The organism is Collinsella sp. AM09-41 (assembly GCF_003473245.1).
GTDB lineage: Bacteria > Actinomycetota > Coriobacteriia > Coriobacteriales > Coriobacteriaceae > Collinsella.
In genome coordinates, this window is the sequence record NZ_QRMJ01000004.1 from 1 (window position 1) to 22,791 (window position 22,791).

The window sequence follows — 22,791 nt, forward strand, 5'->3', positions numbered from 1 at the left end:
TGGATCTGCTCGACGGGGTTGTTGCCGAGGGCGTTGCCGCCGAGGGCGACGACAATACGATCGGGCTTGCCAAGAGGCTTAGACATTGCTGGAATCCTTTCTGTAAAAGGCCTACAACCCATTAATAACCCGCGCCCGTGCGATACGCGAGTTTATTAAGGTTTATATTCTCTTTATCGCTCATTTTATTCATTTTGAAAATAGTTGAGCGGTGAACGGTCGTTTTTATCCGCTCAGCGTACAGAAACCCAGATCAGATATGTTTACGCCATTTACGTGCGACTTTATTTAAATGGAGCGAGGATTAAGCTGGATTATGCAAACTATATCTTTGCTAAACACAAAACAGATAGCGCAAAATCTTACTCGCACTATACGAGATTCTATGCAATTATTGGACGAGTATGCAGCCCTGCAATAACATGGCGTTTTTCATCCAACTTAGGGAATAATCAATCGCGTCTCACCCTTCGGCAAACGACTGTGAGTTCGCAGTATGGAACTTTACCGTCGGGTACTGCATGAACGCCGCTGACGCCCTTTCGCTCCTGCGCGCCTAGGCAACCGAGAACGTCAACGGCGACACTGTCGACTTGGCCACCCTCAGCAACAGCGCCGCACGCCTTTTCGTAAAGTACCGTGCCGGTTCGGCGGCTTTGAGACCGAAGCAAGCTTTGCTATCTGCCATTTTTTGTATGATTTGGGGCAAATCTATTCGCAAATTTTTGTATGATTAGGGGCAAATCTATTTGCCAATTTTTGTCATTTAGGGGTTTTAATGCTACGCCGTAAGGTCACTGACAGGCTTTTGAGCTGGAAAATAACTCTAATAAGGCCATGCTTGTTACTGGCGCACGTCAGATAGGCAAGAGCTATGCGATTCGCACGTTTGGAAAAGACAACTACGCATCGTATTATGAGGTCAATTTGCTGCTCGATACCGAGGCAAAGGATGTACTTGCTGGCGCCAAGAACGCCATTGACTTTATCAACCGTGTGGCCCTTCTTGCAGACGCACCGCTTGTTGAGGGAGATACCCTTATCTTTGTCGACGAGATTCAGGAGTATCCGCAGATTGTCACGCTTATGAAGGCATTGGTCGAGGACGGGCGCTTTAGCTATGTCTTCTCGGGGTCTATGCTTGGGACCGAGTTTAGGGGAATCTCTTCTTTTCCGGTAGGGTATGTCGAGCACATTGTTATGCGGCCGATGGATTTTGAAGAGTTTTGTTGGGCAAACAGCGTCAGCGAGAATGTGCTTGCAGGAATTCGCAGCCGCCTTGTCGAAAGGCGACCCGTCGAAAACTATATTCATGAGGCGATGCTCAAGAACTTTAGAGCCTATATCGTTTGCGGCGGCATGCCGGAGGTCGTTCAGAACTATATCGATTCGGGTTATTCGCTCGTGAGAACGCGTGAGCTTCAAATTCAGCTAGTCGATCAGTACAAAAGTGATATCTCTAAATATGCATCGACTCGAGCGTTTAACGTTCGCTCGATTTTCGAGCAAATTCCGGTTCAACTTGAGGCGGAGTCTCATCGCTTTGTTGTTTCGTCTCTGGGAGAGGGGGCTCGTCTTCAAAAATACGAGCGGGATTTCCTATGGCTGGTGAACGCGGGCGTTGGAGTGATGGTCGCCCAGGTGACGGAGGCCCGGAGTCCTCTTAAGAGGACAGAGAAGGCGACCGCCTTTAAACTATACGAGTCTGATACAGGCATGCTCGCATCACGGTATCCCGGCAGCACGGCACGCGCTGTCTATCTTGATATGAAAACCCCCAACCTCGGCGGCCTCTACGAGAACGTGGTCGCGCAGGAGCTTGTTGCTCTCGGGGCGGATGCGTGGTACTACCAGACACGCGAAGTCGGCGAAGTTGACTTTGTGGTCGAGGGCACCAGCGGGCATGTTGTCCCGATCGAGGTCAAATCGGGCAAGAAGGTTCGAGCGCATACGGCGCTCGACCGTCTGATGAGTGTGAGCGAGTACAAAATTCCCGAGGCCGTTGTGTTAAGCCGCGAGAACCTTAGCAAAGAGGGCAAGGTCCTGTACGTCCCAATTTATATGACATTCTGTCTCGATGAGTTTATGGAAAAGGACGACCCCAACAACGATTTCTCGTTTGCGCCCATATCTCTCTAGATCATCCAAATCCACAATCCAGTCCCTTCCACGCCCAAAGTAACGCGCCTTTCGCGGCAAAGTCGCGAAACAGCGACCGGGACGAAAGAACCCCCGCCGCACGTAGTGCGCAGCGGGGGTTCCTTCATGTCCAAGGACGTCCGCGAAGGCCAGCCCTCAGATCCTGCGGTGGGAGACCTAGGCCTCGTTGTACACCGTCTTGAGCTTCAGCAGGTGAGCGTAGCGGTCCATAGCGGCCTGCTCGTTCTCCTTGAAGAGCTCCTCGGCGCGCTCGGGGAAGGAACGCGTCAGCGAAGCGTAACGGGCCTCGTTCATCAGGAACTCCTGATAACCGCCCGCGGGCTCCTTGGAATCGAGCGAGAACTTCTTGCCGGCAGCAGCCTCGGGGTTGAAGCGGAAGAGGTTCCAGTAACCGCACTCGACAGCCTTCTTCATCTCGGCCTGGCAGTTCTGCATGCCACCCTTCTTGATGGAGTGCATCTCGCAGGGGCTGTAGCCGATGATGAGGGACGGGCCGTCGTAGGCCTCGGCCTCGTGAATGGCCTTGAGGGTCTGAGCCGGGTTGGCGCCCATGGCGACCTGCGCCACGTAGACGTAGCCGTAGCTCATGGCGATCTCGGCCAGGGACTTCTTCTTGGTCACCTTACCGGCAGCGGCGAACTGAGCAACCTGGCCCAGGTTCGAGGCCTTGGAGGCCTGACCGCCGGTGTTGGAGTAGACCTCGGTGTCGAAGACGAAGACGTTGACGTTGTGGCCGGAAGCCAGGACGTGGTCCAGGCCACCGAAGCCGATGTCGTAGGCCCAGCCGTCGCCGCCGAAGATCCAGAAGGACTTCTTGGTGAGGTAAGCCTTGTCGGCGAGAATTGCCTTGGAAGCCTCACAGCCGCACTTCTCGAGCTCGGCAACGTAGGCAGCGGCAGCGGCCTTGGAGGCCTCGACATCGTTGATGGAGTCGAGCCAAGCCTGGCCGGCAGCCTTGATCTCATCAGACGGACCATCGGCAGCGATGATGTCCTGGGTAGCGGCAATCAGCTTGTGCTGAACGGCCTCATAGCCGACGGCCATGCCCAGACCGTGCTCGGCATTGTCCTCGAACAAGGAGTTGTTCCACGCCGGGCCGTGACCGTCCTTGTCCTTGCAGTAAGGAGCGGTGGCAGCGGGGTTACCCCAAATGGAGGAGCAGCCGGTGGCGTTGGAAATGAACATGCGGTCGCCGGCGACCTGGGTCACCAGACGTGCATAGGCGGTCTCGGCACAGCCGGCGCAGGAGCCAGAGAACTCCAGGTAGGGCTGCTTAAACTGGCTGCCCTTGACGTTGGCCGCGATGAGCTCCTTCTTCTCGGAGACGTTCTCGACCATGTAGTCCCAAACGGGCTGCTGGTCCATCTCCTGCTCGGTGGGAACCATCTCGAGGGCACCCTTGGGGCAGACCTTGGCGCAGTTGGTGCAGCCCATGCAGTCGAGCGGGGACACGACGATAGCGAACTTCATGCCCTTGGCCTTGGGGCCCATAGCGTCGAGCATGCGGGTAGCCTCGGGCGCGGCGGCAGCCTCGTCCTCGGTCATCGCGAACGGACGGATGGTAGCATGCGGGCACACATAGGCGCACTGGTTGCACTGGATGCACTTGGTCTCGTCCCAGTGGGGAACGACGACGGCGACGCCGCGCTTCTCGTATGCGGAGGCGCCCAGCTCAAACTGGCCGTCGGCGCAACCGACAAAGGCGGAAACAGGCAGGCTGTCGCCATCCATGCGATCGATGGGCTCGAGCAGGTTCTTGACCTGCTGGGCGATGGCGGACTTGGTCTCGTCGGAGAGCTCGACGGGGGCAGCATCCTCGGCGGTTGCCCAGTCGGCCGGAACCTCGAACTTACGGAAGGCGGTAGCGCCGGCATCGATGGCCTTGTGGTTGGCGTCGACGATGGCCTGGCCCTTCTTCATGTAGGACTTGGTGGCCGCGTCCTTCATGTACTGCAGGGCGTCCTCGGCGGGCAGGACCTTGGCCAGTGCGAAGAAGGCGGACTGGAGCACCGTGTTGGTGCGCTTGCCCATGCCGACCTTGGCAGCCAAGTCGATAGCATCGATCAGGTAGACGTTGACGTTGTTGTTCGCGATGTAGCGCTTGGCCACGGCGGGCATGTGCTCGGCGAACTCCTCGTCGCTCCACTGGCAGTTGACCAGGAAGGTGCCGCCCGGCTTGACGTCGCGGACCATCTTGAAGCCCTTGACGATGTAGCTGGGATTGTGGCAGGCGACAAAGTCGGCCTTGGTCACGTAGTACGGCGAACGGATCGGGGAATCACCAAAGCGCAGGTGCGAAACGGTGACGCCGCCGGTCTTCTTGGAGTCGTACTGGAAGTAGGCCTGGACGTACTTGTCGGTGTGATCGCCGATGATCTTGATCGAGTTCTTGTTGGCGCCGACGGTACCATCGCCACCCAGACCCCAGAACTTGCACTCGATGGTGCCGGGGGCGGCGGTGTTGGGCGCATCCTCGGCCTCGGGCAGGCTCAGGTTGGTCACGTCATCGACAATGCCGATGGTGAACTCGCGCTTGGGCTCGTCCTTCTTGAGCTCCTCGAAGACAGCGAACGCGGACGCGGGAGGCGTGTCCTTGCTGCCCAGGCCGTAACGGCCGCCGACGACCTTGATGCCCGTCTTGCCGGCCTCGTAGAGAGCGGAGACGACGTCCTGGTAGAGCGGCTCGCCGATGGAACCTGGCTCCTTGGTGCGGTCCATGACGGCGATCTTCTGGACGGTCTCGGGGAGAACGTCGACAAAGTGCTTGATGGAGAACGGACGGAACAGGCGAACCTTGACCAGGCCGACCTTCTCGCCGTGAGCGTTGAGGTAGTCGATGACTTCCTCGAGCACGTCGCAGAAGGAGCCCATGCACACGACGACGCGGTCGGCATCGGGAGCGCCGTAGTAGTTGAACAGGCCGTAATCGGTGCCGAGCTTCTCGTTGATCTTCTTCATGTAGCCCTCGACGACGGCGGGAAGCTCGTCGTAGACCTTGTTGCAGGCCTCACGGTTCTGGAAGAAGATATCGCCGTTCTCATGGCTGCCGCGGGTGTGCGGGTGCTCAGGGTTGAGCGCGTGGTCGCGGAAAGCCTGGACGGCGTCCATGTCGCACATCTCGGCCAGATCCTTGTAGTCCCACATGGCGACCTTCTGGATCTCGTGGCTGGTGCGGAAGCCGTCGAAGAAGTTAAGGAACGGGGTCTTACCCTCGATGGCGGCAAGGTGAGCCACCGGCGAGAGGTCCATGACCTCCTGGACGTTGCCCTCGGCGAGCATGGCGAAACCGGTCTGGCGGCAGGCCATGACGTCGGAGTGATCGCCAAAGATGTTCAGGGCGTGGGAAGCGACGCAACGCGCGGAGACGTGGAAGACGCCCGGGAGCTGCTCGCCCGCGATCTTGTACATGTTCGGGATCATCAGGAGCAGACCCTGAGAAGCCGTGTAGGTGGTGGTCAGAGCACCGGCGCCCAGCGAACCGTGAACGGTACCGGCTGCACCTGCCTCGGACTCCATCTCGACGACCTTGACCGGGGTGCCGAAGATATTCTTGCGACCCTGGGCCGCCCACTGGTCGACATGGTCGGCCATCGGGCTGGACGGCGTAATGGGATAGATTCCCGCTACCTCGGTGTACGCATACGAAACATATGCGGCCGCCTCGTTGCCGTCCATAGACTTAAACTTACGCGCCATATACCCCTCTCCTCTCATATAGGTATACAGGCCCCGGCGATCGCCGGGATGTTGGCGTGATGGGATTTTCGCTGTTGCTTCCAATCATCTGGCAGGCAGGCTCAGCAGCAGGTACATGGCGTGGAGAGAAGGCATGCCGAGGCGAGGAGGGCTGCACGCGCTCCACAAGCCCAGCTACCCGTCTTGCACATGACCGAGCGCCGCAAAGGCCGCATGCCGGATGCTCCCGGGCACGCCCCGGCGATGGGAAGCGCCCGCAACGGAAATCCGCATGCGGGTTTATTGTACCCCGCCGTCAAGTGTAATTTCGGCAAATATAGGCGGGCGGTAAAGGTTTACCTTGGGTGACCATCAAGGGCAAAATTGATCCTTCCGTCACCGAGGGACCAAATGGCAGCTGCGGTGAAATAGGAACTGTTTTTGCCGGCCGTAGCCTTAAACAGCCCCTATTTCACCGCAACTTATTTAGGAGATGAGTCAGAGGGCGCCGAGGAGGATGGCGTAGGTTGTGGATTCTCCGAGCTTGAGCTCGTCACCGGGGTTGAGCTGGGCGGAGCGGCCGGGCTCGACCTGGGTGCAGACGTTCGTCGCGTCGTTTACCACCACGGTTCCGTTGGTGGACGACAGGTCCTCAACGTACCAGACATTTTGGTCATCGCACCACACGTGGGCATGGCGAGCCGAAACGTCATCGCCCACATCGGTGATGCCGCCCTCCCCCGTTGCCAGCGCGCCGATCTCGACGCCTTCCTCACTCGGCTGAATCCAGCGCGGGACGCTCACCGCGTAGCCGTTTTGCACGCGCAGCAGTCCCAGCGGATGCGCCGGCGCGACCTCGTGCTCGCCCGACTTGGAACCAAGGCGGGCGTGAGAGCAAACGGCATAGGGAACGAATCTTGCGGATGTACTCCTCGACGTCAGGCAGGTAAGCCCCACGAAGTCACCGGGGAGGCCCAAGCGGCCCGGCACCACTTCCAGATTCTGACCAGGGCGAGTCGTTCGCCGGTGGCTGAAGGCTCGCTCCCACCCAAAAGGGGAGATTCGCGTTGTTCCCCAATCGCTCTCGCATCTTTCATTTTGCTCGAGGTGGGCTATAAAAACTTTCCTGGTGAAAGGCGGCGATTGGTTTCCTTTCTTTCTAGAGGAGCGCGCCTGTAATCTGTTTTCATCCTAAATCAAGTTGAGATCGGACCTTCCAGAGGCAAGTCGACTCAAACTGCGAGGCTCCATGTTGGAATAAAGAGCGCTGTCGAAGTGCCAACAACACAAAGCTTGCCAGTCTCAAATAGAACCTTTTGGGAGTCCGATTGGGCCGCACACCGAATCCCCGCTGGTGGTTTTTTATAGCTGCGTAACAATAAACAAGGTTAGTGCCAGTCCAGCATGAAATTGAGGAACGTATGCATTTTTTCTCAGTAAGTGATCGTCGTTACTGCTTCGATGAGGTCACTCGCAATTGCTTTCAGGTTGACCAAGCATCAGAAGATGCGCTTCGCATATTTGAAGCATCGGGAAGAACGGTCAACTCGAAGTTGCTAACAAAGTCACTTGCTGCGAAAGGCTACGACCAAACGACCATAGCAGAACTTGAAGACGACATTGATGAGTATCAACGATTGTCTGAACGGACTTTCTTAACAAAAGACACGCCTCGAAAACTTAGATCCATCGAACTCCACGTTTCACATGCATGCAACCTTGGTTGTAGTTACTGTTTTGCCGGTAAAGGAGATTATGGAACGTCTCCTCTGCTGATGACAGACGAGATAGCCTTCAAGGCGGTCGACTACCTCGTCGCAAGTTCATCGGAAAACGAAACGCTTGCAATCGTCTTTTTTGGTGGGGAACCCATGATTAACGAGCCGCTGATATGGAAAACGGTCGACTATTCAAAAAGAATATACCCCAATAGAAACTTTACCTATTCTATTACGACCAACGGAACGCTTTTGAATGACACTGCTGTGAATTCTTTCAAGGAGCACGGGTTTTCTGTTCTGATTAGTCTCGATGGTACAGGATGCAAGCACGATGCATCGCGCCCGTACAAGACGGGAGGCGGCTCTTTCTCCGATATCGACAAAAACGTTCGTCGTTTTTCCGAGTCGTTCCCCTTCGGCGCAAGAGCGACCTTAACAAATAATAACTGTAACCTTGTTGAAGACTATCTTCAGTTTAAAGAGATGGGCTTCAGAAGGATTTACTTCTCGCCCGTGAGCTCATTCGATGAGAATATCAAACTCGACGAACACTCATTAAACAAAATCAGGGCGGGCCTAATAGATTTGGCGGATCAATATCTCAAACAGATTGATCAAGGGGAAAAGCCCTTGTTTAGAACATTGAAAACTGCAGTTGATTTGATTATGAGCAACAGGATCGCCTTTGTCGGATGCGGGGCTGGCAGGCGTTTTATTTCCGTGACTCCCGAAGGGGACGTATACCCCTGTCACAGGTTTGTCGGGATGATGCGATTCAAAATGGGCAACATCGTCACCGGAATTGACGAAACTAGGTATATTGAAAACTGGAGTCAGGGTGTCGAAAAAAGAATTGACTGTACGGACTGTTGGGCTCGGTCTTTCTGTGGTGGGGGCTGTAGCTGGGAGGCTGCAGACGAGCACGGCTACTTGCCCAAGAGTCTACACCCTGCATCATGTGAATATAGAAAAATGTGCTACGAGATGGCTTTTGACCTTATTTCCCGCCACTCATCTTCGCAGGAGAAAAATCAACGAGAAGCTACTGTATCGGAATAAGCGGTTCAGCGCATTGCTGTCACCATTGTGGAGGTGTTCGTTCTTCTGATTACCGTCTGCGAAGCTTATTGCTACGTTCGCCGAAACCATTCTAGAAATATGGTGAACTAGACATCTTGGTTTGTTATACACAATATTGAGGTTTTTCTGCACTCAAAGGGAGGTAGTCGTGAAGCATATTCATCCGATTAATCCAGGAAGTGGCGACGAGGCAGGCGTGAAGCCGATGTCTTTTGACTGCCTCTTGGGCATTACTGACATCTGTACTGTTTATGATAAAGCAGATGGCTGTGGTGCATACGATTACTGCGACTATGACATGGATGGCGGCAGCATCTGCGTTGTAGATCACTGTGGCATTGATCAAACGTAGTCTCTAATTGGATTAAGGTGAGGAGCTGTTATGAAGCATATCCATCCTGTTGGTTCAAATGAACATACTCCCGTTGAGCCTTGTTGTCTTGGAGTTGATATATGCAATTTTTACGACATCGCCGAGTGCCCTGTTGCGGATTGGTGCTATGTCGATAAAGAATCAAGCTGTGTTTTGCCAGCAGATTGGTGCGATCCAGTTGACGAGTAGTTTTTGTGTCTAGGAACTATTTGGTCCAATTCAAAATAAGATGGGGACAAATACCAAAATCTCGTGTCTGGGAGGAGTTATGCCATTATTGCAAGGTCTCGTTGGATTAACCTTTGTACTTGCTTTATATCTGGCACCTTTTTTATTGTTATTCTTCATTATCCGATTCTTTCTTCGGAAAAAATAGGAGTATCACGCAAACATTAGCGTAGCTTTCTTCCAATATGAGCCGAGCATTGGCAAGTGGAATAAGAAGCCCGACCGTTCGTCACATGAAAGTGATCGGACGGGCCTCTCAATTTAACCCGGGCCGCCACCCATAGCGGCTTTCCGGGCGTATTTTCGGTGCAAAGCAATCGTCAGTTTAATCCTATGCGTCGATACCGCATTTCATTTGTTCGGCTCGTATTCTACGGCCTTGTAACCCTCGCACTCTCCGGCAAACGGATTGAACACGAAGGCAGAGATGATGTGTGCGTGGACATCGAGGCTGCTGTAGGCAACATACTGGGGCATGGACCCCCGCTGCGCGTGGCATGCGGCCCGGCATATTCATTGCCGTCCAACCCCGTGTAGTTGCAGCAAAGGGTGGAACCTCAATGCTCAGCTCATGTTGTCCGTGGGACACGAGAATTGTAAGTACACTTTGGTGTGATTCTCACGATGATACTGAGCCACCTGGAATAAGATACGTCGCGACAACACTTCGCTTCACCTCTGTCTCGACAAGACAACGTAGACTAAAGTTTCCTTTAGTAAGAGAATGAGAACTATATCTGAAAGCGTTGCGATGGCGTGAAGGCACCGAGTCCGAACCGACTGAATGCTACGTGCATCTGCATCGCTTTTTTGTTATCTCTGTCAGTTGGGTAGCACTACACTTGTCAGCATTTACCCCGGTACATGCTGCCTAAATCCACTACCCCTTCTACCGCGCCGACCATCTCGTCATCGTGAGAGACAATGATGATCAGCTGGCTTTGCTTGTTGCGCTTAACATAGGCCGCAAGCTCGGCGCGGCTTACAGCGTCTAACCCAGTCGTGGGCTCGTCGAGTACCAAAACTGACGACTTGCGTGAAATCGCCGACCATAAGTACACTCGGCGCAGCTCACCGCCCGAAAGCGCGGAGCAACGTTTCCCGAGCAACTCCTTCACGCTGTTTTCCAGCGAAAGTAGGCCATCTACACCCCGGTGATAGGAAGAAAAGGGCGTGTCGAAATACTCTAACAGCTCTTTCACCGTTTCGTCCGGCGCGAAGCACGACTGTGGGCAGCACGATATCTCTCTCGCACGTATGTAATCCAAGTCGCATTCTTCGATTGGCACGCCGTTGTATTTTACTTTGCCTTTCGATGAGTATAGCCCGAGCATCAAGTAAAGAAGTGACGTCTTGCCTCTTCCGTTTTCCCCAACTATGCAATATGTACCAGGACCGGAAAACTTGAAAGAAAACCCGCCGAGGACCTCTCGGACAGATCCGTCTGGAAGGGCAACCGAGAATTCCAAATCAGATACCGAAATGTCATTTATTTCATCGAGTTTAGCTAAATCGGTCCGATTCCACCCCGATCTCTCCTTTTCTCTCGTCGCGATAGCCGTCCTATCCCATGATGCTTTGGCATCTTGATAGGATTTGAACAATGACATCATACTTTTCAAAGTCTTAAAGAGAACCGCGAAGTATGTACCGATGATAGTGTACTCGCCTATTGACATAGTTCCGTTAATGATTCGTACTCCGGAAACAACAAGTATCACCGCTTGAAACAACGCTGCGAAAAGACCATCGAGCGATGTCAGAGAATATGATAGCTTTCCGGAGCGCAAAACTTTGGGAAAATAGCTCTTAAACCCAGCGTCGAGCGCTTGTTCGCTCTTGCCGTACGAAGATGTCAGTTGAATGTTGAGAATCTGATTAAGCTGCGATGCAATTGCGGCGTAAAAGGCGCTGTCCGCCTCTTTCTTCTCATACGTGACCCTATACAAAAGTTTCCTCAACCCAGTAATTACACAGAAATACACGATGAGGAGAATGATGGAAAACACCGCGAGAGTTGAATCAATTGACCATATGATAAGCAATACGATGGGAATGGCTACAATGGACAGCGGCGCACTGATAAAATTCGCCAAAACGAAGGATGAGACCACGCTAGAGTCGGAAATAATCCGTTGCGTTGTATAGGCTGGATCGATGGTCCGACTCACCAAGTAATCGTCTCTTTCAAAACGCAAGACGGCCTCCCTGAGAAGATCAAAGGAAAGTCTCGTGGTTATGCGAATGGAAAGTGTTCCTGCAAAATAAGTAAAGAGGGTGGAGAAAACTCCTATTGACGCAACCAGGAGCGCGAAGAGTACGGCGTCTCTTTCGCTGCGGTTACCGAGAAGAAAATCTAAGAATTTCCCGTTCACGTATGGCATGGCATAGGAGAGAGCGGTTCCAATCACCGTGATAGCAATGAAGACGAAAGCCCCTTTTGCTCTGATGAACCTCGAGAGAACGCATCGAATCAAGGAAGGCCCCAATCTACCCGCCACAAAACATCAATCACTGATACCTTACACCTCAACACAACAGGAGCGAAGATTTGCCAATGAGACTGCTTTAAGATTGCCTTGGGCCAATACGATCTCAAGCTCTTCCTACAAGAGAGTCGGAATCGGACATCTCCTCCGACGAACCTGGCAATCGGGCGGTTGAAATATCTTTTTCAACCGCCCGATTGCCACAATAGATTTGAGCATCCGCCCACAAACGTCCGCGTTTTATACCCATCAAATCCTTTGCCTTTTGTCGTCTAGACTAGAAAAATCGCTCGAAATAACGCAACCGGCCTGCTCGCTTGAAGAAACCTAAGCCCGTAACGTAGATGTGCAAACTTCCGAAACGCCTTGCGCGGCATAGTGCGTATAAACTTCGTCAACCGCCTCAGAAATATCTGAGTATCGCGCCGGGTCAAAAGCATACGATGTCGCAGCTATACCCTGCACCCATTCGGAACGCGGATTAATTGAATAGCCACACAGCATCATCATACATGCATCTAGACCTGATTTCCCAAGTATCCGACGTATTGATGAGAGCATCGCGGGTCGCCCCCGCACCATCGTCGTCACCCCTATTAGCAGTATTTACCGTTTTTCTCTAAATGCGTATCGCCACCCTTAAGAATACGAAGTGTTTTATCCAGACCCGATTGTCCTCCATCTCAAACGAAGGGATAAGGAATCTCATCCGGAATCGGCAGTAACGGAGGATTCACAACGACAAGCGAAAAACATGAGTCATCTCTCAGAGGGGAGTAAAGGCTCCCCTCAAGCACCCTAGTTTCGTCATCCAAAGAGTTGATGGCAGTGTTTTTCTTACAAAGGTCGACAACAAAAGGGTTGATTTCTACAGATGTTACATCCATGCCACAGTTGGTAAGTATCAGGCCCTGTATTCTGGGGCCAGAACACAAATCGAGAGCCTTCCGTGCGCTCTGCGGTGTAAGGCGCCAATCTCAGCAAATCTGTCCCACAATACTGCGCTGAAGAACAACACGGAACCCCTGAGCCAAACTCCCCTATACCTTATTAAGGCTAAGACAGGCAAGTTCACGCACCCGGCATATTCCAGAATAACATCCTATTGTTTTAGATGCTCTACAAGCATGAACAGCCGCGAATCGGAAAGATCTTCTAGTTTCGCCCCGACTGACCGCCAAGGGCCAAAATGGCCTCTCCATCCCCAGGCGACCGGCTCTGGCGCGCCGAGGAGTGTCCCCAAGTGCCGGCAGAAAAGGAACGTCCTTAACTGCCGGCTAGAGGGCACCGAAGAGGATGGCATAGGTAGTGGATTCGCCGAGCTTGAGCTCGTCGCCGGGATTGAGCTGGGCGGAACGGCCGGGCTCGACCTGAATGCAAACGCGCGTGGCCCCGTTTACCACCACGGTTCCGTTGGTGGACGACAAGTCCTCGACGTGCCAGATATTTTGAGCATCGCACCAGATATGGGCATGGCGGGCCGAGACATCGTCGCCGACGTCGGTAATATCGCCCTCACCAGTGGCCAGCGCGCCAATCTCAACACCCTGCTCACTCGGCTGAATCCAGCGCGGGGCGCTCACGACAAAACTGTTTTGCACGCGCAGCAAGCCCAAAGGGTGCGCCGGGGCGGGTTCGCGTTCGCCCGCAGTCAGCGACATGCCAAGCGAACGCGGCGTGGATGTGCCTCCGCCGCAGGTCGCGTTCGCGTAGTCGATGGCATAGTTCACCGAGGACCGCACATCCGCCGAACAACCGACGGCGACAAACAGCACCAGCACGACCTCGGCGCGCTCGGCGGGCATGAGTTCCGCCGCCTGGGACAGGCGATCGAGCGCGTTGCGATAGAGATTCGTGTCCTGGTGGCACTCTTCGAGCGCGCGTACCATCGGTTCACCTGCAGGACCGCACACCATATTGATTACAGCCGTGGAGTCCATGGGATTGCGCTGGCGCAGGGCCAGTTGCGACATAATACGCGCAGCCGAGGTACCGTATTCGGCAAAGTAGCGCTGCTGAAGCGTGCCGACCGGCGCGCGAACGATAAAGCGGGAAACCCAAGAGCGATCGGCGGCTCGGCTCTGCGGGCTGCGGCCGTCGGCGAGCGGACGGGACGAAAGCACCAAGCCGCACAGCTCGATATGGCTCAGATGCGCTGCGCGCTTAAAGATGTCAAACATGGCCCCGCATGGGGTGAGCTCAACTTGAGATGCCATGACCTAGGCCTCCTTGGTCGTAGAAATAGAATCGGACGATACTTCGACAGGTCCGCCAAAAGTACGGACAGCTGCGGCTCCACCGGCAAGCGGAGTCGCCATCTGGGCTTTTGTGCGTCGCGGTGCCGAAACGGGAAGTTCAAAGGCAAAGCCCATCGCAAGCAAAAACCACGTAAGCGTATAGGTTGCAACCAGAGCGGCAACAAGGCCGCCCATCACGGCGCGTTGGGAAAATACGCTACATGCAGCCACAACCAGCACCGGAACCTCGCAGGCAGAAAGCGCAAGCACACCCTGCAGGAAGCCCGAGCGCCGATCGCGCGCAAGTGCCCCCGCGGCAACGCCGGCTATGCCTGGCAGCGCCAACGCCAGTGCGGCAATAATACCCGGTAGCGACCCAGACCACACGAGCGATCCCAAAGTCGCCGTCACGCGAGCGCCCGACGCCAGCAGCGCGGCCGAAACCACGACCACAGCCCAAACCACGCCACAGACGACCGTCGCGCCGACCATCAGCGCGCGACGAACCGCGCGGCCAGACGCATCCATGGGGCACGGCGTGAGCGGCTCGCCGCGGAGCGAACGACCGACATTTTGCGCATAGTGGTCACAAAACGCCGAGAGCGCCGCCTCGACCGCCGCCGGCTCGGGACGATCTTTTTGATGGCTGGACAGACAGGCCATCACCACGTCGAACAGCTGGGCATCGACAAACGCCAGCGCATCGCGTAGCTCCTCGGAATCCGGCTCAAGCCCCAGCTGCTGGGCCTGCTCGGCCGCAGCGAGCGCCACATCGGGCTCACGACGAAGCAGCTGAGTCAAATCGCAACCGGGCGCATGGGCACCAATGGGATAGTCGGGCAGCGTGTCCATCTTGAGACGGTAGGGGCTGGCGATGTCGCGCGTCTTTTTGCGCGAACCCGAGGTGCCCGAAGTGCTCGGCGCGGCTTCGTATGGCGCGGCGCCGGCAATGAGCTCGTAAACCGTGCTTGCTGCGGCATAGACGTCGATCGCCGGCGACATACGCAAAGCGCGCAGGTCGGGAATATCGTCGGTGAGCATCTCGGGCGGGGCATAGGCAACCGTCGCGCGACGCAGCGTGGCATAGCGCTCCGTAAACGACGCCTTGCCGCCGGTACCGGCCACGGCCGACGCAGGCTCAAGCGCCAGCGACGAGCCAAAGTCGATCAGGCACAGGTCAAAGGTGCCCTCGGCAAGCTGCCGGTCAAGCGGTAGACGCGCCGTACGCACCATAATATTAGCGGGCGAGATATCGCGATGGACAAAGCCCTCGCCCACCAGGCTCATACGGCAGAGCAGATCGAACAGGTCGCGACCCAGACGCGCCGCCACAAGCGGCGATAGGCGGCCGGCATCGTCCACGGCAAAGCGCGAGCGCAAGCGGGCGAGCGTCTCGCCCTCGACCCATTCCATGACAATTGCAGGCACACCGTCGACCTCGCCCCAGCCATAGAGACGGGGAAAGCCCTTAAGGCCCGAAAGGGCGCGATGGCATTCATATTCCTCGCGAAATGCCGCTTTGAACTTGGCGACCAGCGCCTCATGGGCGGCATCGTCAAACTCATCGCACGTTGGCAAGATGAGCTGTTTGAGTGCTACGGCCTCGCCTTGGGCGTTGACGGCACGCGTCACGCGGCCGATACCGCCACGGCGCATGGTGGCATCGTCGGCAAACAGCATCGTAAAACGACGCAGATAGGCAGGCAGTTCGTCCTGACCGAGCGCAATGGCCGGCTCAAACCCGTCGACACGCGCCAGGCGCAAGCCGACCATGGGATCGCGACCGAGCGATTGTGGTGTGGTGGATGCAAGATCGGTCATCATAGGGCAAGCGCCGCCACGTTATTGTTGAAGTTACCGAGCGCGACGTCATCATCGCCGTAATGGCCGACCCATTGACATAGGTTGGTGTAACAGCCCCACAGATTGGCATACTGCTGATACCACTTTGACCGGGGCGAGAATGTCTGACGACCAAACTCGGCTCGAATGACAAACATCTCCCCGACCAGGCTGTCGCACGGTCTGGGATCTCCCGTAGAGTTATAGGTCGAGACCACGTCATTGGCACGAGAAACATAGCCGTCGAGCATGTTGTACTTGGTCACAAGCCAACTGTGAATGCTCTCTTCCTCAGCAGCGGAAAGGCCACCGGAGTTTGCATCGTTGTCAGTGTTGCCGCCCGTCGAGCCGCCGTTTCCAGACCCTCCGGCAGAGGAACCCGACCCAGAGCCACCGCCCGAACTCGACGAATCCGAGCCGGAGCCAGAAGTATCCGAGCTACCGGGCTTTCCGGACTGCTGGGCGTCCTGCTCCTTCTGCTGCTCGACCTTATTCACCGTTGCCGCCACGCTATTGTTGGACAACCGATCGATGATCTTGGTGTTGGTGAGCACGATGGTTTTGCCATTGGCAAGCGTGACTTCGTTGTCCGGGGCCTCGGCGCCGTCCGCGTCGCCGGTGCCAAACACAATATGCGCGACCACACTTGCCCAAGCATATCCAGTCGTGGTCCCCAGGTCACTTTTGACCTCATGCCCCACGCGCGGTTCGCGTGCGGCATGTGCCTGCATCATGGACGGCACGGTCATGCCATAGGCAGAAACGCCAGCTATGACCAGCACCAGCGAGCAAGACAGCAGTGCGTACGCCCGCGGCGCCAAGCCCAGTCGGCGTCGCATGCGCACCGCGGCGCCGCGCTTTGTCTGAGTGCCACCGGGCCGCATGCGTTCTCCTCCAACAAAAACACGCCGCTCGGGAGCGGCGCATTCATTCGAATCCATATTTGAGTGTATCAGCGAACCCAAAAGGTTGCGCAACGAATGGGCAAATTAAGGATGCGAGTGGAAGCATCCATGCGATAAGCGGATACAAAGCATCTTTGTTGCACAACAAACTTACAGTCGCACGGGGAAATTATGGCTACCCCGTGCGTCGCGATGAAGACATACGGCAGGAGCAGGCTCGCCACCTAAATCGTGCGACGGGCCTCGATGGCGCGCCCAAGCGTAAGCTCGTCGGCATACTCCAGGTCGCCGCCCACGGGAAGGCCGCTCGCCAGACGCGATACCTCAACGCCCAGCGGCTTGATAGTGCGGGCCAGGTAGCTCGCCGTGGTCTCGCCCTCGATATTGGGGTTGGTGGCGATGATGACCTCGTGGATGTCCTCGTGGCCCAAGCGTGCCAGCAGCTCACGAATGTGCAACTGCTCGGGACCAATCTTGTCCATGGGACTGATCACGCCGCCCAATACGTGGTAGAGACCGTGGTAGCTGCCCGTGCGCTCAATCGCCTGGACATCGCGCGGCTCGCCCACCACGCAAATGCGAGTGGTATCGCGCATCGAATCCTGGCAGATGGAGCACTCGTCGGCCGTGGCGTAGTTAAAGCAGCGGCTGCAAAAGTGAACCTCCTGCTTAACCTCCAGGATAGCCTCGGCCAGGCGGCGCGCCTCCTCGGCATCGGCCTCGAGCAGGTAATAGGCGATGCGCTGGGCCGACTTGGGACCAATGCCCGGCAGACGGCCCAGCTCATCGAGCAATTTTTGCAGACTATGGTTGGCACTCATATATATGCGTGTCTTAGAACGGCATGCCCGGGATGTTGAGGCCGCCGGTGATGGCGCCCATCTGCTTGTTGGCGAGCTCGTTGACACCGCGGACGGCCTCGTTGACGGCAGCCATGATCATGTCCTGCAGCATATCGACGTCCTCGGGATCGAGGGCATCGGGGTCGATGGTGAGGTTGACGAGCTCCATCTCGCCGTTAACGGTCACCTTGACCATGCCGCCGCCGGCAGAGGCGTCGACGGTCTGGGACTTAAGGTTTTCCTGCGCGGCGGCAAGCTGCTCCTGCATCTTGCGAGCCTGCTTCATCATTTGCTGCATGTTCATACCGGCCATGATGGCTCCTTTACGTGCGGCCGCGCGACAAGCTGCAAGGGCAGCCGGAGCGCGACGGGACTTTCAAACTCAAAAATCGTACCACGGCGCGGGGCAAGCAAGCGGGGCGGACACGCTACCTCAGTCGATATACATGTCCTTGAGCGTGACGCACGCCCAAGATTATGCAAGGTCGAATTATGCAAGGTTGCATAATTATCTCAAGCTACATCTAGCAGAGCTGGAACCAGGCAGTTTATGCGTAGGGCTACAAGGCTACATGGCAAAATGCCGAGCCGCTGCTCGAGGCGGCACGCATGGCGGCTGGGTATAATTTGATTGTCATAGATGACGATTTGGAGGTGCCCTCGTGAATGTCCCAGCCGTACTCCAAAACATCCGCTCAAAACACCCCGTTGCATATGTGGTTCTCTATCTCTTTGTCGTCTGGGTATTACTGGTTATCATCACCCATGCCATAGCTTTTGGAGCAGAACTGCTGATAGCCAGCTCGGACCAGCCCGTCGTCAAATGGGAGACGACCGATGAATGCACCGACGGAACCCGAACCATTTACTACAACAGCCCGTCCCTCTACCAAGAGTTCAAGGTCAAGATAAAGGACTCCAAGATTGTCGATGCCGAACTGGGCTCTTTATTTACAATCGGAGCAACCGTCAACGCCGAGCAAGTCGAGTACACGGACAGCCATGCGACGTATCGTATCGACCTCAGCATCCTAGGCCGACCGTCACGCGCCTGTCTGCTCGAATGCGATATACGCGGCACCACGTTGCACATGTCCGAAATACAGATGCGCCCGGGCAAGGGGTTCTCTTCTTGAGCAGTATACCCGCCTGCGCAGCTACTCCACCGGCTTGAAGATGGTGGACTGGCCGAAGACGCTGCGGATGAGGGCTTTGGCCTCGTCCTCGGTCTGCGGGATGCTCGGGGCTGCACCCTGATGGCCGAAGGGGCCGCCCGCACCGGAGTTGGACTCCCAGGGAGCTGCAGGAGCGTCCTCCTCTTTGGGGGCAGTTGCAGCGGACTTGGGCGCGGACGCCGCACCCGGCACGTCGAACGGAGGCAGATCGTCCCCACCAGCATCGGCAACAAAACCGCCAACCATGGCATCGTCGTAGGGAACCTGCTCGGATTCCCATGGCGCAGACGGCGCGGCGGGCTGAGCCTTGGGAGCGGACGCGCGCTCGGGCGCTCGGGGCGCGGGCTCGGTCGGGAGCTTGCCCGTGGCAGGAGCGCCGGCGGGGTTGTCGGAGCGCAGCCAGGGGGCTTTGCCCAGGTCAGACGACTTGGGCGCGGGCGAGGCAGGCTTGGGCGCGGGTGTCGGAGCAGCCGGTTTGGCCATGACGGGCTTAGGCGCCGACGGGGTCGGCGCCGCTATCGGTGCTGCTTTTGGCTGCGTCGCGCTGGCGCTCGAGGATGCAGGGGCCGCCGAGGACACGGGTTGCGGGTCCGCAGATACCGCAGCCCGTGCAGATGGAGAATGCTCCTCATGTTGAGGAGCCGGCGTGCCACCCCCATCCAGGACATAGTCGACGGTACGACGACCGAAGACCGCACTGACTGTCGGCAGGACCACCGACTGCGTGTCGGCGCGTCCAAGCATCTTGATGGCAAAGGTCGAGCCCGCGGGGAACGAGACCGTGAGCCTGGAGCCGTCGTCAGCCGTGGCGCGGGCATTGAGCAAAAGCCCCGCGTAGGAAGCCTGACGCGCCTTGACACGCTCGACAACCTCGGCCCATTTGCGCTGCAGCTCTCCGGCATCCTCGACCGCGGGCGTCTCGGCAGTACCGGCGGCGGCAACCTGGGCGGCATTGTTGGACTGGGGCTTAGGTGCCGGAGCGGTGGCAGGCGCGGGAGCCGCAACGGGCTGAGGCGTCGGAGTCGGCGCAGGCTGAGGTGCAGGCGCTGCAGGCTTGGAAGCTGACACGGACGCAGAACGGGACGCAGGCTGGGCAGCCGGAACAGCAGCACCACGGTCCCAAGGCATACCGCCCTGGCGCGCGGACGTAGCAGCGGGGGCAGCGGATGCCGCCGGAGCGGCAGCACGAGCGCCCGAAATTAGCGTCGGCTGTTGGGCAGCAGCGGGTACGGATGCTGCAGGCGCGGCGGCCTGAGCAGCAGCCACGCTCGCCGGCACGGCGCCGTTGGCAACCATGGCCTCCAAGCGGGCCACGCGCTCGGCCAATGCCTCAATCGTTAAATCGGCCTCGGGACGTGCCAGGCGCGTGCAGGCGATCTCGAGCACCAGGCGCACGTCGCTCGCGCCCCTCATCTCCAGTGCGGCATCGTCGAGCACCGTCAGCACACGGGCCAGGCGGTCGGCAGGATGCTCGCCAAAGGCAGCGGCCTCGGCAGCAAGCGCCTCGGCCTGCTCGGAGCCGCCCTCAAACAGCTCGGCACGGGCACCGGCAACGCAGGCAACGTACACGTCACGCACATGCGCCACCAGGTCGCGCGTCAGCTCCAGCAGGTCGTTTCCTTCCTCGACCTGCGCACGGATCAGTCCATAGAGCTCGGCAACATCGCGATCGGCAATGGCGCGGGAAAACTCGCCCAGAATCTGGTCCGAAACCTCGCCTAAAAGCGAGCGGGCGTCGTCCGCATGCACAGAACCGTTGCCAAAGACGCTCAGCTGCTCCAGCGTGGACAGCGCGTCGCGCATACCGCCCTTGGCATGGCGCGCCACGATAGCCAGCGCCTCATCGTCGTAATCGAAGCCCTCCTGCTCGCACACGTATGCCAGGCGACGCTCGATATCCTCGTTGCCGATGCGATGGAAATCGAAACGCTGGCAGCGCGAGAGGATGGTCTCCAGAATCTTTTGCGGGTCGGTGGTGCACAGCACAAAGATCACGTGTGCCGGCGGCTCCTCGAGCGTCTTGAGCAGCGCGTTGAACGCCGCCGTCGTGAGCATGTGGACCTCGTCGATGATATAGATCTTGTACTTGCCGCGCACCGGGGCAAAGTTGACGGAGTTGATGATTTCCTCGCGCACATTGTCCACGCCCGTGCGGGAGGCGGCATCGAGCTCGTAGACATCGGGGTGGTTACCCTCGGCAATGAGCTCGCACTCCTCGCAAGTACCGTCGGGCATGCAGCCGCTTGCACCCTCGGCGCGCGCCGCCTCGGCATTGCGGCACAGCAGCGCCTTGGCCAGAATGCGCGCCATGGTGGTCTTGCCCGTGCCGCGCGGTCCGCAGAACAGGTAGGCGTGGGACAGGCGCCCCTCGGTGATGGCGTGCTCGAGCGTCGAGACGATATGCTGCTGGCCCACCACGGAGTCAAAGGTGAGCGGGCGATACTTTCGGTACAACGATTCCATGGGTGCTCCCCCGGGTATACTGAGTCTTGTTGCCGCGGCGGCCATGCGGTCGCACGGCATACTGCATTCCATAATAACCCGTACGGCGAGCCCGCCGCGATAGGAGTCCAAAGAGCATGGCAGACGCAGAGAGCAACCTCGTTCCCTCCGAAGCAGCCGACCAGGTCGAGGTCGCGCTCGAGGAGCAGGCCGCAGCCGACGACGGCATCCTGTACCTCAACGAGTACCAATACGAAAACGACCTCGTCACCGACTTCGCCCGCCTGGTCGCCTCGCCCAGGCGTCGCGGCTCGCTGTATGTCGCCGCGGCAATTGCCGCGCTCATCGGCATCGGCATGCTGGTGGCCGGCGGCAACTGGATCAAGTTTGGCGTCGTCTTGATCGTATTCGGCGCCTTTTTGGCCTGGTGGAGCAAAAACCTGCACCACACCCTCGCCCGCGACTTTATCGACGCCGTTGAGGCCGACGAGTCCATGGGTGGCCGCTATCGCCGCGTCGCCGCCAACGAGGACGGCCTGATGGTTTGGGGCACGAGCGGCAAGTCGCAGTTCTTCCCGTTTGAAAAGCTCGACCACGTGCTCGACGGCGAGCGCATCTTTGTGGCCATGTTCGCCGACCAGGGCGTGACGATCCCTAAGGACACCTTTGTCCGCGGCGATGCCGAGCAGTTCGGTCCCTTCCTTAAGGCGCGCATCAACAAAAAACTCCGCATCGAGACCAAACGCAAGAAGATGAAGGCAGAAAAGGCCGCTGCCGAAGCAAAACAGGGCGACAAGCCCCAGGAGACCAAGGGCAAGCAGCGCAAGCAGAAGAAGAGCAAGAAGAAGCGGTAGGCCGGCCGACACCGAAGGCGCCTCGTCCCGCGCCCGATTCCGGGCCGGGGCGCCTGGAATCGGGCGCGCGTACCGCCAATGGACCCGTTTTGCCTTGCTCTCGAGCTATTTCACTTCAAACCTTAAGAGCCTCCGCTCCGGCAGATCGGTCATCTTCATCGTGTAAGTCCCGGGAAATGCTTTCTCAAAACGGACGGTCTCGTAACCTTCGAAATAGTCGTTGGTGTTCTGCATCATAAATGGGACGAGCAACTCGTTTTCTGCCCCAACCTCCACGGCAAACGCAGCAGAGCCGCCAAGGACCGGCATGGCTTGCGTTATCAGATCGGTATTGACTACAAAATCATAGTTTGGCGCAGACTCCGGAACCAGATGCCAAACATACGCTTTGATTCCACCGTCGATATTATCCCTATTTCTGACACGCATCTTTACGGCGATAACGCACGTGATGTCGGCATCCTTCAGTCTCGTTTTCGTATCCACGGTGCCATATTTTGAATAATCGTCATGTGCTCGTTTGAGATACTCGCGCGGCGTGAGCAGCTCCGCCCCGTCTATGCAAAACGAATACCCGTCAGTCGCCACATCCTTCGACCCCAGAAACGCCCCATCCATCGAGAGCCATTCGCCCTCCGCATAGTATTTCTCAGGAATGACCGTCCGGTTCCCGTTAACGGCGCTCACCCTCATGCCCGCAAGGCCGGCAGCAGCACAGCCGAAAAGCGCGAGCGCCGACCTTCTTGTCCACAGGGTCTTCTTCATCGC

The 22,791-nt window shown here is 57.2% G+C and carries 16 protein-coding genes and 1 pseudogene; 5 read left to right on the forward strand and 12 right to left on the reverse strand.

Features of this window, described 5'->3' with window-relative positions:
* Positions 1-837: 837 nt before the first annotated feature.
* Positions 838-2,139, forward strand: coding sequence for an ATP-binding protein (locus tag DW112_RS05910; RefSeq protein WP_118328553.1), 1,302 nt, complete (start codon positions 838-840; stop codon positions 2,137-2,139).
* Between the two features lie 177 nt (positions 2,140-2,316).
* On the opposite strand, the gene nifJ is transcribed toward DW112_RS05910, so the two are convergent.
* Entirely contained in the window at positions 2,317-5,856 is a 3,540-nt protein-coding gene (gene nifJ / locus DW112_RS05915) for a pyruvate:ferredoxin (flavodoxin) oxidoreductase (protein WP_118328554.1), read from the reverse strand.
* A 477-nt stretch (positions 5,857-6,333) separates the two neighbouring features.
* Positions 6,334-6,813: an FHA domain-containing protein gene (locus tag DW112_RS05920; protein WP_187361855.1), complete on the reverse strand. Its 480-nt coding sequence runs from the start codon at positions 6,811-6,813 to the stop codon at positions 6,334-6,336.
* Positions 6,814-7,256: 443 nt separating this feature from the next.
* Between DW112_RS05920 and DW112_RS05925 the strand changes: the two genes are divergently transcribed.
* Both DW112_RS05925 and DW112_RS09885 read left to right on the forward strand, forming a co-directional pair.
* A complete protein-coding gene (locus DW112_RS05925; RefSeq protein WP_082421808.1) occupies positions 7,257-8,615 on the forward strand; it encodes a radical SAM protein in 1,359 nt (452 codons plus the stop codon).
* A 169-nt stretch (positions 8,616-8,784) separates the two neighbouring features.
* Positions 8,785-8,988, forward strand: a complete 204-nt coding sequence (locus DW112_RS09885) for a hypothetical protein (protein WP_124785779.1) — start codon at positions 8,785-8,787, stop codon at positions 8,986-8,988.
* Positions 8,989-9,588: 600 nt separating this feature from the next.
* Here the strand turns inward: DW112_RS09885 and DW112_RS10130 are convergent.
* The 8 genes and pseudogenes from DW112_RS10130 to DW112_RS05960 all read right to left on the reverse strand — a co-directional run bounded on the left by DW112_RS10130 (position 9,589) and on the right by DW112_RS05960 (position 17,865).
* Entirely contained in the window at positions 9,589-9,714 is a 126-nt protein-coding gene (locus DW112_RS10130) for a hypothetical protein (RefSeq protein ID WP_255413194.1), read from the reverse strand.
* A 368-nt stretch (positions 9,715-10,082) separates the two neighbouring features.
* Positions 10,083-11,714, reverse strand: a complete 1,632-nt coding sequence (locus DW112_RS05930; RefSeq protein ID WP_055310069.1) for an ABC transporter ATP-binding protein — start codon at positions 11,712-11,714, stop codon at positions 10,083-10,085.
* A 695-nt stretch (positions 11,715-12,409) separates the two neighbouring features.
* A pseudogene (locus tag DW112_RS10190) lies at positions 12,410-12,676 on the reverse strand (methyltransferase); the annotation flags it as partial.
* Positions 12,677-13,003: 327 nt separating this feature from the next.
* Complete coding sequence (locus DW112_RS05940; RefSeq protein ID WP_117584186.1) at positions 13,004-13,942, reverse strand: FHA domain-containing protein; 939 nt, start codon at positions 13,940-13,942, stop codon at positions 13,004-13,006.
* A gap of 3 nt (positions 13,943-13,945) precedes the next feature.
* The gene (locus tag DW112_RS05945; protein WP_118328555.1) at positions 13,946-15,787 is read right to left on the reverse strand and encodes a hypothetical protein; all 1,842 of its coding nucleotides are present in this window, start codon (positions 15,785-15,787) and stop codon (positions 13,946-13,948) included.
* Positions 15,784-16,689, reverse strand: a complete 906-nt coding sequence (locus DW112_RS05950) for a hypothetical protein (RefSeq protein ID WP_117564927.1) — start codon at positions 16,687-16,689, stop codon at positions 15,784-15,786. The genes DW112_RS05945 and DW112_RS05950 overlap by 4 nt, the downstream gene beginning before the upstream one ends.
* Positions 16,690-16,934: 245 nt before the next feature.
* Positions 16,935-17,531 carry a recombination mediator RecR gene (gene recR, locus DW112_RS05955; RefSeq protein WP_089573257.1) on the reverse strand — a complete coding sequence of 199 codons (597 nt, stop codon included), beginning with the start codon at positions 17,529-17,531 and terminating at the stop codon, positions 16,935-16,937.
* Between the two features lie 13 nt (positions 17,532-17,544).
* The gene (locus DW112_RS05960; RefSeq protein ID WP_006235174.1) at positions 17,545-17,865 is read right to left on the reverse strand and encodes a YbaB/EbfC family nucleoid-associated protein; all 321 of its coding nucleotides are present in this window, start codon (positions 17,863-17,865) and stop codon (positions 17,545-17,547) included.
* Positions 17,866-18,214: 349 nt separating this feature from the next.
* On the opposite strand from DW112_RS05960, the gene DW112_RS05965 reads away from it, so the two are divergent.
* The gene (locus DW112_RS05965) at positions 18,215-18,688 is read left to right on the forward strand and encodes a hypothetical protein (protein ID WP_117648547.1); all 474 of its coding nucleotides are present in this window, start codon (positions 18,215-18,217) and stop codon (positions 18,686-18,688) included.
* Between the two features lie 21 nt (positions 18,689-18,709).
* Here DW112_RS05965 and dnaX read toward each other — a convergent pair whose 3' ends face one another.
* The gene (gene dnaX / locus DW112_RS05970) at positions 18,710-21,190 is read right to left on the reverse strand and encodes a DNA polymerase III subunit gamma/tau (RefSeq protein ID WP_158551940.1); all 2,481 of its coding nucleotides are present in this window, start codon (positions 21,188-21,190) and stop codon (positions 18,710-18,712) included.
* A 116-nt stretch (positions 21,191-21,306) separates the two neighbouring features.
* Here dnaX and DW112_RS05975 point away from each other — a divergent pair, with 116 nt between their 5' ends.
* The gene (locus DW112_RS05975) at positions 21,307-22,023 is read left to right on the forward strand and encodes a hypothetical protein (protein WP_089573261.1); all 717 of its coding nucleotides are present in this window, start codon (positions 21,307-21,309) and stop codon (positions 22,021-22,023) included.
* A 105-nt stretch (positions 22,024-22,128) separates the two neighbouring features.
* Here the strand turns inward: DW112_RS05975 and DW112_RS05980 are convergent, their stop codons facing one another.
* Positions 22,129-22,788: a DUF5028 domain-containing protein gene (locus tag DW112_RS05980; protein ID WP_118328556.1), complete on the reverse strand. Its 660-nt coding sequence runs from the start codon at positions 22,786-22,788 to the stop codon at positions 22,129-22,131.
* Positions 22,789-22,791: the final 3 nt, after the last annotated feature.

What these genes read in the sequence shown, in the direction of transcription:
- DW112_RS05910 (WP_118328553.1), top strand. Translation starts at nt 838, where the DNA reads ATGCTTGTTACTGGCGCACGTCAGATAGGCAAGAGCTATGCGATTCGC.
- DW112_RS10130 (WP_255413194.1), bottom strand. Translation starts at nt 9,714, where the DNA reads ATGCCCCAGTATGTTGCCTACAGCAGCCTCGATGTCCACGCACACATC.
- DW112_RS05960 (WP_006235174.1), bottom strand. Translation starts at nt 17,865, where the DNA reads ATGGCCGGTATGAACATGCAGCAAATGATGAAGCAGGCTCGCAAGATG.
- DW112_RS05925 (WP_082421808.1), top strand. Translation starts at nt 7,257, where the DNA reads ATGCATTTTTTCTCAGTAAGTGATCGTCGTTACTGCTTCGATGAGGTC.
- recR (WP_089573257.1), bottom strand. Translation starts at nt 17,531, where the DNA reads ATGAGTGCCAACCATAGTCTGCAAAAATTGCTCGATGAGCTGGGCCGT.
- DW112_RS05940 (WP_117584186.1), bottom strand. Translation starts at nt 13,942, where the DNA reads ATGGCATCTCAAGTTGAGCTCACCCCATGCGGGGCCATGTTTGACATC.
- dnaX (WP_158551940.1), bottom strand. Translation starts at nt 21,190, where the DNA reads ATGGAATCGTTGTACCGAAAGTATCGCCCGCTCACCTTTGACTCCGTG.
- DW112_RS05945 (WP_118328555.1), bottom strand. Translation starts at nt 15,787, where the DNA reads ATGATGACCGATCTTGCATCCACCACACCACAATCGCTCGGTCGCGAT.
- DW112_RS05975 (WP_089573261.1), top strand. Translation starts at nt 21,307, where the DNA reads ATGGCAGACGCAGAGAGCAACCTCGTTCCCTCCGAAGCAGCCGACCAG.
- DW112_RS05950 (WP_117564927.1), bottom strand. Translation starts at nt 16,689, where the DNA reads ATGCGGCCCGGTGGCACTCAGACAAAGCGCGGCGCCGCGGTGCGCATG.
- nifJ (WP_118328554.1), bottom strand. Translation starts at nt 5,856, where the DNA reads ATGGCGCGTAAGTTTAAGTCTATGGACGGCAACGAGGCGGCCGCATAT.
- DW112_RS05980 (WP_118328556.1), bottom strand. Translation starts at nt 22,788, where the DNA reads ATGAAGAAGACCCTGTGGACAAGAAGGTCGGCGCTCGCGCTTTTCGGC.